Origin of the sequence: Roseospira marina (genome assembly GCF_014197855.1) — a bacterium.
Lineage (GTDB): Bacteria > Pseudomonadota > Alphaproteobacteria > Rhodospirillales > Rhodospirillaceae > Rhodospira > Rhodospira marina.
In genome coordinates, this window is sequence record NZ_JACIGJ010000005.1 from 278,073 (window position 1) to 290,322 (window position 12,250).

Below are 12,250 nucleotides of genomic sequence, written 5' to 3' on the forward strand. Positions count from 1 at the left end.
TCAGATTCCCAGATAGGCTTGGCGGATATGGTCGTTCGTCAGCAGGGCCTCGGCGTCGTCGGACAGCACGATCTCGCCGTTCTCCAGCACATAGCCCCGGTTGGCCGCCTTCAGGGTGTGAAAGACGTTCTGCTCGACGATCAGCACCGTGGCGCCCGAGGCCTCGATCTGCTCGATCACCTGGAACACCTGCGAGACGATCTTGGGTGCGAGGCCCAGCGACGGCTCGTCGAACATCAGCAGCTTCGGCCGGGCCATCATGCCGCGCGCAATGGCCACCATCTGCTGTTCGCCGCCGGACAGGTGAGAGGCGCGTTGGTCGATCCGCTCCCGCACGCGGGGGAACAGGGTCAGAACCTCCTCCAGCGTGTCGGCGCGGGCGGCGCGCGCCGCGGGACGATAAGCTCCCATCAGCAGGTTCTCGCGCACCGTCATGTCGGGGAACAACTGGCGCCCCTCCGGGATCATGGTGATCCCCAGATCGACGATGTCGTGCGGGGACAGTGTGCTGATGTCCTCGCCCTCGAACAGGATCTGACCGGCCGTGGTGGACACCACCCCGGCGATGGCGCGCAGGGTGGTGGTCTTGCCGGCGCCGTTGCCGCCGACGATGGTGACGACCTCCCCGGCCTGCACGGTCAGCGACACGCCGTGCAGGATGGTGGTCGGGCCGTAGCCGGCGTGGACATCCCTCAGCTCAAGCATGGGCGAACTCTTTCCCAAGGTAGGCTTCGATCACCTCCGGGTCCTGGACCACCTCGCGCGGCGGCCCCTCGGTGATGATGTGGCCGGAGTTGAGAACGATGACCCGGTCGGACAGCGACATCACCGCCTGCATCACATGCTCGATGGCGATGATGCTCACCCCGCCGTCGCGGATGGACAGCATCAGGTCGATGGCGCGGCGGACGTCGGTCTGGTTGATGCCGGCCATGACCTCGTCGAGCAGCAGGACGCGCGGCTCCATGGCCATGACCCGGGCGACCTCCAGCCGCTTCAGCCCGCCGATGGTCAGGCCCCGCGCCTCGGCGTCCAGATAGGGGCCGAGGCCCATCTTGTGCGCCGTCTCCCGCGCCACCGCGCGGGCGTCCCCGACATGGCCGTGGCGGTGGAAGGCGCCGACCATGATGTTCTCTTCCACCGTCATGGCGGCGAAGGGCTGCACGATCTGGAACGTTCGTCCGATGCCGAGCGCGGCGTATTCCATGGGGCTTTTCGGCCGCACCCAGTCGCCGGCCCGGTCGCGCACCGCGACGTCGCCCTGATCCGGCTCCATGAAGCCCGAGATCATGTTGAACAGGGTGGTCTTGCCGGCGCCGTTGGGGCCGATCAGGCCGAGGATTTCACCCTCGCGCAGGGTGAAGCTGGCGTGCTCGATCACGCGCAGACCCCCGAAGCTCTTGCTCAGGCCGTCGACGCGCATGATCTCCGCGCCCGTGGCGGGTTGCGGGGTGGGTTCGGTGGTGTCCGCCGGTTGCCTGGGTTCGGCCGCGATCGCTTCGGCCTGGGGGGCGGTGCTGTCGTCCGGGCGCCCTTCTGTGCCCTTGAACCGGGCGACCAGACCCATGATGCCGTCCGGCATGAACAGGGCCGCCAGCACCAGGACGGTGCCGTAGACGAAGCCGTGCAGGCCGAGCGCCTGGGCGCCGAGCCAGCCGCGCACCAGCTCCGTCAGCGGCACCAGCAGGAGGGCGCCCAGGAACGGGCCGAACACGGTGCCGATGCCGCCGATCAGGGCGAACATGGCGATCTGGATCGACATGGTGAGCGAGAAGACGGCACCGGGCTCGATGAACGTCAGGTACATGGCGTGGTAGGTGCCGATCATGGCCGTCAGCGCGGCCGACGCGGCGACCGCGACCAGGCGCACCCGCACCGTCGGCACCCCGGCGGCGCGCGCGGCGGATTCACGCTCCCGCGTGGCGACCAGATAGAACCCCAGGCGACGGGACCGGATCAGCCATCCGACGAACAGGCAGACCAGCATCAGGCCGAAGGCGATCACCAGCGCCGGCAGCCGGTCGCGGAACACCATCCACTCCCAGCCCAGCCGAAGCTGGATCATCAGGCCGGTGGCCCCGCCCGTGACATCGCGGAAGTGCAAGGCGAGGACGCGGAACACCTCCAGCAGGGCGATGGTCGCCAACGCGAAGAACGGGCCGCGCAGAATGAAGCAGGGGTAGCTGACGATCACCGCCACGACGACGGCGACGGCGGCGCCGACCAGCATGCCGATCCACGGTGAGACGCCCGTGTTCATCAGGATCACGCCGGCGTAGGCCCCGATGCCGTAGAACATCATGTGCCCCAGCGAGAGCTGCCCGGCATAGCCGCCGACAAGGTTCCAGGCGGTCGAGAGGCCCGCGAAAATGCAGATGGTGATGAAGACGTGATAGACGAACGGGTTGTCGATCACCGTCGGGATGATGAAGACGGCGGCCACCAGCGCGGCCAGGACCATCGGGGCCAGGGCCGGGCGGCGGCGCTTCGCGCCGGTCCCGACCTCTTTCGATGCGGCGCGGCCGATCATGGCGACACGTGCGACAGGGTGGACCGGGAGCCCAGCAGCCCGGAGGGCCGCAGGATCAGGATCACCAGGAACATGCCGAACACCACCGCCTCGCGCAGGTCGGACCCGATGTAGAAGCCGGACATAGCGTCGACGACGCCGATGACCATGGCCCCCAGCAGGGCGCCCGGGATCGACCCCAGCCCGCCCAGCACCACCACCACGAAGGCAGTAAGCACGAAATAGGTGCCGATGTTCGGGCTGGTCGGGTACAGCGGCGCCACCAGCGCGGCGGCCACGCCGACGCAGGCGGTGCCGATGCCGAAGGTGAGGATATGCATCCGGTTGGCGTTGATGCCCATCAACTGGGCCGCCGTCCGGTTCTGCGCCACGGCGCGGATGGCGCGCCCGGTGTTGGTGCGGCCGAGGAAGAGCTGAAGGCCGATCACCGCCACGACGGCCGTCACCAGAATGCAGATCTGCCCGATCAGAACGCGGACCGGCCCGATCTCCAGGGGCGTGCGCAGCCCGCTGGACGGCGTGTTGACGATATCGGCGCCGAACACCATCAGGGCGAGGTTGATGAGGGCCGTCGACAGACCGACCGTGGCGAAGATCTGCACGTGCTCGTCACGCGCCGCCAGCAGCGGCTGAATGATGAACCGCTGGGCGAGGGCACCCAGGACGAACAGGGCGGGCGCCAGCGCGACCACGGTCACATAGGGATGCACGCCCAGCCCGACCGTCAGCAGGTAGGCTAGGTACATGCCCACCATCAGGAATTCGCCGTGGGCGAAGTTGATGACTTTCACGATGCCGAAAATAAGGGTCAGGCCAATGGCAACAATGGTGAACAGACCACCGAGCATGATGCCGTTGACCAAGACCTGAAGAAACGTATCCATGCGGTCCCTCGACGTCCTGAGGGCGTGAGGCGGCCCGCCGTGGCCGGCCGCCCCAGACCATTGCCGTTACTGCGTGATCGCCATCTCCGCCACGGCGGCGTCATCCGGATACACCGTGACCAGCTTGCCGCCCTGCCACTGCATGCCCATCATGAAGGCGCGTTCGTTCTGGTTGCCGTCGCCGAACTTGATGCCGTAGCCGGCGGCTGTGGTGCCGTTTTCGATGTCGATGGCGTTCACGGCCTTCAGGATGGCGTCGGGGTCCAACCCGTCGGCCTCGTCCAGGGCCTGAAGGATCGCCATGGCGCCGACATAGTTGTTCAGCGAGTGCCCCGACCGCGGATCGCTGCCGTACTTGTCCCGATAGGCGGCCACGAAATCCTCGAGCCCCGGCGTGAAGTCGGTGTTGACTGCGTACTGGGTGAAGTCGGCGTCCAGCACGCCCTCAATCAGGTCGGTGCCCACGGCCTCGGCGGTCGGCATCATGGAGTAGCCGCCGCCCCCGCCGACGATCGCGGCGGGCTTCAGCCCGGCCTCGTTGGCCTGCTGGAGGAACAGCACGGAGTCGTTCTGATAGGAGGTCTGAAGGACGACGTCGACGTTGGCTTCCTTCAGGCTCAGCACGATGGAGGACATATCCACGATCGAGGCCGGATACCCCTGCACGCTGACGATGTTCAGGCCGGCCTCTTCGCCGTAGTCTTCCTGGTGTCCGGCGACCGAGGTGCCGTAGTTGGAATCCTCGTGGATGATCCCGATGCGCAGATCGCCGGGCTCTTTGCCGAGCGCGGGGGCGACCTTGTCCACCAGCATCTTGACGATCAGCTTGGCCATGCTGTCGGCGGTCGGGTTGGTGCGGTACACATAGGTGAAGCCGCGCTCGGTGATGTCGTCGGCCACCGCGCCAAGCTCGAAGTACGGAATGCCGGACAGCTCCGCGACCTGGCTGGCCGCCATGGAGCGGGAGGACGAGTAGGTGCCGAAGACGGCCTTGACGTTCTCCAGCGAGATCAGGCGGCGGGCCTCGCCGATCGCCTGGTTCGGGTCGACAGCGTCGCCACGGGCCAGCACGACCTGTTCGCCTTGAACGCCGCCGGCGGCGTTGATCTCATCGACCGCGATTTCCAGGCCGCGCGCGCTTTCCTCGCCCAACAGGGCGAGCGGACCGCTGAAGGGGTACAGGGCGCCGAATTTGACTTCGGCCATGGCCTGGGGCGCCATGATCGTCAGGGCAAGGACGGATGTCGCTGCAAGGGCTCGGATCCTCATCGTTTCCTCCATCTGTGGTCGGACTTTTTTGGTTGGAACGCGTGCCGGGTCAGTATTGAAGGGCCTCCTTGCCTTGGAACGAGGTGATCGGCGGATGGGCCCGTTCATCGGTCACGACGTCCAGAACGGTGACCTCTCCGCTGGCCAGCGCGGCGGACAGCGCCGGGGCGAAGTCCTCCGGCTGCGCGACCGTGACCCCCTGGCACCCGCAGGCGCGGGCCAGGGCGGCGTGGTCGACCGGCTGGAAATGCACGACGTCGGTGTGGGCGCCGAAGAGGCTGAGTTCGGCGTGTTTCTGGTAGCCGAGGATCTGGTTGTTGAGCACCACGATCACGACCGGCAGATTCATGCGGCGCGCGGTCTCCAGTTCGCCCCACACATGGGCGAAGCCGCCGTCGCCGGTCACGCAGACCACGGGCGCGTCCGGCCGGGCGGTCTTGGCGCCGAGCGCGAACGGCAGCCCCCAGCCCAGGCCCGCAAGCCCGCGCGGGGTCAGGAACCGCTGTCCGGCCGTGCGCGCGGTCAGGTAATTGGCCACCCAGATCGAGGCGTAACTGGCGTCGGCCACCACGATCATGTCGTTGGTCAGGATGGCGTCGAGGTCGGCCATCAGGCGCTCAGGGCGGATCGGCGTGGCGTTCATGTCGACCAGCCGGGCCATGTCGTCCTGATGCGCGCGCCGTCCCTCGGCGATGCGGGCTTCCAGGGCCGGGCGGCGGGCCGCCATGGCGGACAGATCATGCGCCGACAGGGCCGTCGTCAGTGCGGCGAGGGTCCGCTTGGCGTCGCCTTGCAGGCGCAGTGCCTCGTAGGTCCGGCCGATCTCGGCGGGATCGATGTCGAGGTGGATATAGCGCGCGCCCTCGGGATACAGGCTCCAACTGTCGGTGCCGTTCTGGTTGGTGCGGTTGCCCACCAGAAGGACCACATCGGCGCCCGTAATCAGCTCGCGCATGTGCGATGCGCGGCCGCCCGGCGCCATGAAGTAGCCCGCGACGCCCAGGGACAGCGGATGCGTCTCGGCCACGGCGCCCTTGCCCATGACGGTGGTCGCGACCGGCAGGCCCAGATCCTGAAGCGCCACAAGTTCCGCCTGGGCGTTGGCGCTGTTGACGCCGCCGCCGGCGATCACCATCGGGGCCTTGGCCGAGGCCAGCAGGTCGGCGGCCTCCGCGATCCGGGCTGGGTCCGCTACGGAGCGGTCGAGCGGGTAGTGGCCCAGCGCGGCCCGCCGGTCGGACACCGTCTTCGGCGCCTCGTCGAGCACGTCCAGCGGCACCAGGAGCACCGCCGGACCGCAGCGGCCGGACGCGGCGGCGGTGAACGCCATGTCCACGTAGTCGTCGATCCGGTCCACGTCGGCCACGCGCCGGATCCACTTGGCCGCGCCTCGGAACAGGTCCATGTGGTCCAGTTCCTGGAAGGCGTTGCGGTCGGTGAAGCTTCGGTGCACGTCCTGAACGATGGCGACCACGGGGATGGAGGCCTTGAGCGCCTCGGCCAGACCGGGCACCAGCAGCGTGGCCGCCGGACCGTTCTGCGCCGTCACCACGGACACCCGGCCGGAGACGCGAGCGAATGCGTCGGCCATGGCCGCGCCCGCGTTTTCGGTCCGGTACCCGATCTGGCGCATGCCGAACTGCGGTGCGGCCAGGAACAGGGCCGAGGGGATGGACTGCCCGAAGATCTCCCGTACGCCGTGACGGTGGAGCGCGGCGGCCAGGACATGAGCCCCGGTCGCGTTGGCGGAACGATCGGCGAGCGGCGAGGGCGCGACGGCGGTCATCGTGGGGGAACCCTTTCGTTCAGACAGACTCGTGGAGCGAGGGGGAGACGCGGCGTTCACGCCGCCGGTGCCATGGTCAGGACGATCTTGCCGACGTGCGTTCCGCTATCCATGCGGGCGTGCGCGTCGGCGACCGTCTCCAGTGGGAAGGTGGAATCGATCCGGGGCTTGGCCTGTCCGCGTGCCAGCAGGGGCAGGACCCATTCGGCCAGGGCCTGGGCGAGCTTCGCCTTCATCGGCACGGGGCGGGCGCGCAGGGTGGAGCCGACCAGGGTCAGGCGCTTGACGAGCAGCGGCTGAAGGTCGAGGTCGGCGCGGGATCCGTGCTGAAAGGCGATCTGGGAGATCCGGCCATCGACCGCCGCGAGGTCCAGATTGCGCTGGACGTAGTCGCCCCCGACCATGTCCAGGATGACGTCCGGTCCCCGATCGTCGGTTAGGGCGCGGGCCTCCGTCACGAAATCCGTGGCGGTGTAGTCGATGGCATGGTCGGCCCCGACCTGCGTGGCGGCCTCGCACTTTTCCGGACTGCCGGCGGTGACCAGCACGCGGGCGCCAAAGGCCTTGGCGAGCTGGATGGCGGTGGTCCCGATGCCCGAGGTGCCGCCGTGGATCAGCACCGTTTCCCCGGCCGTCAGGCGGGCGCGTTCGAACAGGTTGCTCCAGACCGTGAAGTAGGTTTCCGGGATGGCGCCGGCCTCGGTCAGCGACACCCCCTCCGGCACCGGAAGGGTCACCGGTGCGTCCACCACGGCCCAGTCGGCGTAGGCGCCGCTGTGCACCAGCGCCATCACGCGGTCGCCGGGCGCGAAGTCGGTCACGCCGGGGCCCAGGGTCTCGACCGTGCCGGCCAGTTCGAGCCCGAACACATCGGAGGCGCCGGGCGGCGGCGGGTAGTTGCCCTGGCGTTGCATGACGTCGGGGCGGTTGACCCCGGCGGCCTGGACGCGCACCAGCATCTGCCCCTCACCCGGCACCGGGCGGGGGCGTTCCACCACCCGCAGCACCTCCGGTCCGCCGGCTCCGTCCGCGACTACAGCGCGGGTCATCTCGGTCATACGTCGGCTCCCTGCGTTTCGTCCTGCTGTGTCTCATCGTGCGGGAGCAGCAGGACCTTGACGGCCTGTCCCCCACTGGCGCAGGCCATCGCATCCACGCCACGCGCCAGCGGCTCCCGGTGCGTGATGAGACGCGACAGCACCTCGGTGTTGGCCTGCAGCAGCCGGAGGGCCTCGGCGAAGCCGTCCGGCGTGGAATCGTGGGCGGCGCGGAGCTGCTTTTTCTCACGCACGAACCGCGTCAGATCGAGGTTGTAGGACCCCTTGTGGATGCCCGAGACGACGAACAGCCCCCCGGGCCGCAGCAGGGGTACGCCTTGGTCCAGCGAGGCGGCGGCGCCCGAGGCCTCGATCATGCGGTCGGGCCGGCGGCCGAACACCCGGCCGATGGCGGCCTCCAGGGTCTCGTTCGCGAGGTCGGCGAGGTTGGTCAGGCCCATGTCGCGGGCGCGGGTGAGCCGGACGGGGTCGTTCAGCCCGACCAGAAGGACACGGGCGCCGCGATGGTGCGCGACCCAGGCCGCGCCCATGCCGATGGGCCCCGGTCCCATGACCACGACCGCGTCGCCCGGTTCGACCTCGGCCAGATTGACGGCGTTGATGCCGACGGCCAGCGGCTCGGCGAGGGCGGCGGCTTCGAACGGCAATCCGTCGGGAAGGCGCAGGCAATTGGCCGCGGGCAGCGACACGGACCCGGCGAACGCGCCGTCACGGTGCAGGCCGACGATGCTGCGGGCGTCGCATTCGAGCGGACGGCCGGCGCGGCAGCCCGCGCAGGTGCCGCAGGTGATGGTGGGCATGCAGACCACGCGGTCCCCGACCGCAAGGCCGGTGACGGACGGGCCAACGGCGCGCACGGTTCCCGCGAATTCGTGGCCGATGGTGACGGGCAGCAGGTCAGCCATAAAGGCGTAGCTGTCCGTCCAGGCGTAGGCGTGGAGATCACTGCCGCAGATTCCGGCCGCCGCGATCTCGATCAGGGCGTCCCCATCGTGGGCGGGCGCGGCGGGCGTCGGCACGTCGGCCAATTCCACGCCGAACGCCGCGCGCGTTTTGCGCAGCGCGAGCATCGTCGTATCCTCCCTGGCTCGCTCTTCGAGCGAAACGGCCGCCTCTTGCGCTCTGGGCTGTGGGCGGCTTACGTTATTTTTAATTACGTAATTACATAAGACGGTCAGGTCGGGATATGTCAAGCGTCATGCGAAACGATTCGAAAAATGCAGGGATCCCTGAGAATTGGGTCCGACCGATCGCGAAGGAGAACCTGTCCGACCAGGCCTATATGGAGCTGCGCGGCGCCTTGATGCGCGGCCAGTTGAAGCCGGGGGAGCGCTTGCGACTCCGTCCGATGTCGGCGCGATTCGGCATCAGCCCGACACCCATGCGGGAGGCCTTGCTCCGCCTCGTGTTCGAGCGCGCCCTGGTTCTGGACGCGCGCGGCACGGTGACCGTGCCGCATCTGACGGCGGAACAGCTTCTCGAAATCCGCGCGATCCGGGTGGATCTGGAGGGCAATACGGCGGCGGCGGCGGCGGGCCGCGCGACCCCGCAGGCGATCGACGCCCTGGAGCAGATCCACGCGCGGATCACAGACTGCCACGAGACCGGCGCGTTCGATCAGGCCATCGACCTGAACACGCAGTTCCACCTGGAGCTGTGCAAGCTGGGCAACCTGCCCATCACCTATGATCTAGTGGAGAACCTGTGGGTCCGCTGTGGTCCGATCCTGTCGCATCTGTACGACGCCGGGGTGCCCGCGCACTGGTCACCACACCCCCACCGTCGCATCCTGAAGGCCCTGCGGGACCGGGACGATACCGCCGCGCGCGACGGCATCCGGCAGGACATCCTGGAGGGCGGAACGGGCCTGCTGGACCACGTCCGGCAGGGGTAGACCATCGCCGCCTATACGATTGAGTTGCAGCGCCTGCAACTGTACTATCAAGAGATGGAGGCGAGCGCTCCGTTATCCCTGCGAGCTGTCTCGTCGGATGCAGATGCAGATGCGGAGGCGTGGCGCGCATGGCGACGGTCTTCCTCACCTTCGACGACGGCCCCCTGGCGGGCACCGACGACGTTATCGCCGTTCTGAACGCCGAACAGGTCAAGGGAACCTTGTTCATGGTGGGCGACCACGTCTCGTCGGCGTGGCGGCGCGGTGTGCTGACCGCGGCCCACAGCAGCCCTTTCGTTCAGGTCGCCAACCACAGTTCGACCCATGCGGGTGGTCGCTATCAGGCCTATTATGGCGGCAGCGCTCAAGACGTTCTGAGCGGATTCAACCGGGCCACGACGACGCTTCGGATCTCCAGCCGCCCCGTCGACGCCCGATTGCCGGGCCGTAACACCTGGCGTGCGGGGGCGATTGTCCGCACCGATCCGGCCAATGGGGCGGACAGCGGGGCGGCGGCCACTCTGCTTGCGCGAAACGGCTATCGGGTGTTCGGGTGGGATGTCGAGTGGCGTCGCACATCCGGATCGGCCTCGGGCGACGCCGGTCACCCTGATCAGCGCGCGGACAATCTGGTCCGCCAGATCGCGGCGAGTCTGGGCCGAACCGGCGGCACCATGAAACCGGACAAATGCATTGTTCTGATGCACGACACCATGTTTCGTGCGTCGCGAAGCGAAGGCGGCGGGGTCTCGGATCGGCAGCAACTGGTCCAGTTCGTCCAGGCCCTGAAGCGGGCCGGGCATCAGTTCGACATCATGTCCAACTATCTGTGACCGCGATCATGGAAACACTCGCTGGAAACGTCCGACAGATCTTGGCGATGATCGCCCTGCTTTGTGCTCCGCTCGGCCCCCTGGCGTTGGCGATCCCGGCGCAGGGCGCGCCGTGCCAACCCCTCGCAACGGTCGCTGACACCTCACCGCTTCTCACACCAGACCCTGCGGGGGAGATCCGGCTGGCGCTGGACGAGATGACCGCGCTGCCGCCCCGGACGGTGATCCTTGCGGGCGCCTTTTACGATCCAGCCGGCGCCGTGCAGCCGGCCCTTCTGACGTCGTCGGACGGCGGGGCGAGTTGGACGACGCACCCCGTGCGGATTCCCGGTGCCGCGTTGCGCTTCCTCGCGGTGGACCGCGCGGCTTCCGCCTGGGGCATCGTCAGCGGCACGCAGGAAGGGACGGATTCCCCGCTTTATCTGCTGCGCAGTCGCGACGGTGCGGAGACCTGGTGCGCGATCTCGCTGGCCGGCCTCGAAACCCTGCATGGCGTCGACATGTTCCGGATGTTCGACGACCGCCATGGCCTTCTGGTGATGTCCGAGGCCCCCTTTGGCGGGGACGTCCAGACCTATGAGACCCGGAACGGCGGCGAGGACTGGGCGCTGCTCTGGCGGGCGCACGGGCCGTCTCCGGACGCCATTGATGCGCCGGCCGACGATCCCGACCGGCCCCTGCCGAGCCCACCCCACGCGACTCTTTGGCGGGCGGACGCGGACCGGCTGGCCGCGCACGCGCTGTTACGCCTGCAGCCGGACGACGACGGATACACGATCGAACGCCGCGAGATTCTCGGCGATGGGCGCTGGCATCCGGTGTCGCGGATTCCGGCCTGGTATCGGGGCGGAGACGACGCCTTGCGCCCGCGGCCGTAGGAGGGCGCCGGCTCTCTCTATGCCCCGGTCGCATCCTCCCGCCGTCGCACCGCGCGGCCGGCCTCGTACCAGCCTTCCGTCCGGTTGACGATGGCCACGACCGACAGCATCACCGGCACCTCGATCAGCACGCCGACGACCGTCGCCAGGGCGGCGCCGGACTGCAACCCGAACAGGCTGATGGCGGCCGCCACGGCCAGCTCGAAGAAGTTGGACGCTCCGATCAGGGCGGATGGGCCGGCGACGCAATGCGCCTCCCCGCTGGCTCGGTTGAGCAGATAGGCCAGCCCCGAATTCAGGTAGACCTGAATCAGGATCGGTACGGCCAGCATGAGGATGACCAGGGGCTGCGCCAGGATCGCGTCGCCCTGAAAGCCGAACAGCAGCACCAGCGTCGCCAGCAGCGCCACCAGCGAGACGGGCTGCAGCCATTTCAAGGTCCGCTCAAGGGCTTCTGGGCCGCCGGATGCCAACAGGCGCCGCCGCAGCGCCTGGGCCAGCCCGACCGGCACCGCGATGTACAGGATCACCGAAAGGACCAGCGTGTTCCACGGCACCGTGATCGCCGACAGCCCCAGCAACAGGCCGACGATGGGCGCGAAGGCCACAACCATGATGGCGTCGTTCAGGGCCACCTGGGTGAGGGTGAAATGCGGCTCGCCCCGGCACAGGTTGGACCAGACGAACACCATGGCGGTGCAGGGTGCCGCCGCCAGCAGGATCAGCCCGGCGATATAACTCTCGATCTGGTCGGCCGGCAGCCAGGGCGCGAACAGGCCGCCGATGAACAGCCAGCCCAGCAGCGCCATGGAGAATGGCTTGACGGCCCAGTTGACCAGCAGAGTCACCCCGATCCCGCGCCAATGGGCTGCGACGCCGGCCAACGCGCCGAAGTCGATCTTCACCAGCATCGGGATGATCATTAGCCAGACCAGCAGGGCCACCGGCAGGTTGACGTTGGCCACCTCGATGGCGCCGACGACCTGGAACAGGCCGGGCACCCAATGCCCCAGGGCGATGCCGGCGACGATGCACAGCGCGACCCACAGGGTCAGGAAGCGTTCAAAGATCGGCATGGCGTAGACGGTCCGTTTTTTGCCGGGTGGCGGCCCATGCTC

Annotated in this window: 11 protein-coding genes; 3 read left to right on the forward strand and 8 right to left on the reverse strand. The window is 68.4% G+C overall.

Going from position 1 to position 12,250, the window contains the following annotated elements; translation table 11 throughout:
- The 7 genes from GGD82_RS09240 to GGD82_RS09270 all read right to left on the reverse strand — a co-directional run bounded on the left by GGD82_RS09240 (nt 1) and on the right by GGD82_RS09270 (nt 8,597).
- Nucleotides 1–705, reverse strand: coding sequence for an ABC transporter ATP-binding protein (locus tag GGD82_RS09240; protein WP_150061215.1), 705 nt, complete (start codon nt 703–705; stop codon nt 1–3).
- Nucleotides 698–2,530, reverse strand: coding sequence for a branched-chain amino acid ABC transporter ATP-binding protein/permease (locus tag GGD82_RS09245; protein ID WP_150061214.1), 1,833 nt, complete (start codon nt 2,528–2,530; stop codon nt 698–700). Before GGD82_RS09245 ends, GGD82_RS09240 begins: the two co-directional genes overlap by 8 nt.
- On the reverse strand, nt 2,527–3,414 hold the full coding sequence (locus GGD82_RS09250) for a branched-chain amino acid ABC transporter permease (protein ID WP_150061213.1): 888 nt from the start codon (nt 3,412–3,414) through the stop codon (nt 2,527–2,529). The genes GGD82_RS09245 and GGD82_RS09250 overlap by 4 nt, the downstream gene beginning before the upstream one ends.
- Nucleotides 3,415–3,480: 66 nt before the next feature.
- The gene (locus tag GGD82_RS09255) at nt 3,481–4,683 is read right to left on the reverse strand and encodes an ABC transporter substrate-binding protein (protein ID WP_150061212.1); all 1,203 of its coding nucleotides are present in this window, start codon (nt 4,681–4,683) and stop codon (nt 3,481–3,483) included.
- A gap of 49 nt (nt 4,684–4,732) precedes the next feature.
- Nucleotides 4,733–6,469, reverse strand: a complete 1,737-nt coding sequence (locus GGD82_RS09260; protein WP_150061211.1) for an acetolactate synthase catalytic subunit — start codon at nt 6,467–6,469, stop codon at nt 4,733–4,735.
- 56 nt (nt 6,470–6,525) lie between these two features.
- Nucleotides 6,526–7,527, reverse strand: a complete 1,002-nt coding sequence (locus tag GGD82_RS09265) for an NAD(P)H-quinone oxidoreductase (RefSeq protein ID WP_150061210.1) — start codon at nt 7,525–7,527, stop codon at nt 6,526–6,528.
- Nucleotides 7,524–8,597, reverse strand: coding sequence for a zinc-dependent alcohol dehydrogenase (locus GGD82_RS09270; RefSeq protein ID WP_150061209.1), 1,074 nt, complete (start codon nt 8,595–8,597; stop codon nt 7,524–7,526). Before GGD82_RS09270 ends, GGD82_RS09265 begins: the two co-directional genes overlap by 4 nt.
- 128 nt (nt 8,598–8,725) lie before the next feature.
- On the opposite strand from GGD82_RS09270, the gene GGD82_RS09275 reads away from it, so the two are divergent.
- The 3 genes from GGD82_RS09275 (at nt 8,726) to GGD82_RS09285 (ending at nt 11,132) form a co-directional block, all read left to right on the forward strand.
- Nucleotides 8,726–9,421 carry a GntR family transcriptional regulator gene (locus GGD82_RS09275; RefSeq protein WP_150061208.1) on the forward strand — a complete coding sequence of 232 codons (696 nt, stop codon included), beginning with the start codon at nt 8,726–8,728 and terminating at the stop codon, nt 9,419–9,421.
- A 128-nt stretch (nt 9,422–9,549) separates the two neighbouring features.
- The gene (locus GGD82_RS09280) at nt 9,550–10,254 is read left to right on the forward strand and encodes a polysaccharide deacetylase family protein (protein ID WP_150061207.1); all 705 of its coding nucleotides are present in this window, start codon (nt 9,550–9,552) and stop codon (nt 10,252–10,254) included.
- Between the two features lie 47 nt (nt 10,255–10,301).
- Nucleotides 10,302–11,132, forward strand: a complete 831-nt coding sequence (locus GGD82_RS09285; RefSeq protein WP_150061206.1) for a WD40/YVTN/BNR-like repeat-containing protein — start codon at nt 10,302–10,304, stop codon at nt 11,130–11,132.
- Nucleotides 11,133–11,149: 17 nt separating this feature from the next.
- On the opposite strand, the gene arsB is transcribed toward GGD82_RS09285, so the two are convergent.
- Nucleotides 11,150–12,208, reverse strand: a complete 1,059-nt coding sequence (gene arsB, locus GGD82_RS09290; protein ID WP_150061205.1) for an ACR3 family arsenite efflux transporter — start codon at nt 12,206–12,208, stop codon at nt 11,150–11,152.
- Nucleotides 12,209–12,250 lie beyond the last annotated feature (42 nt).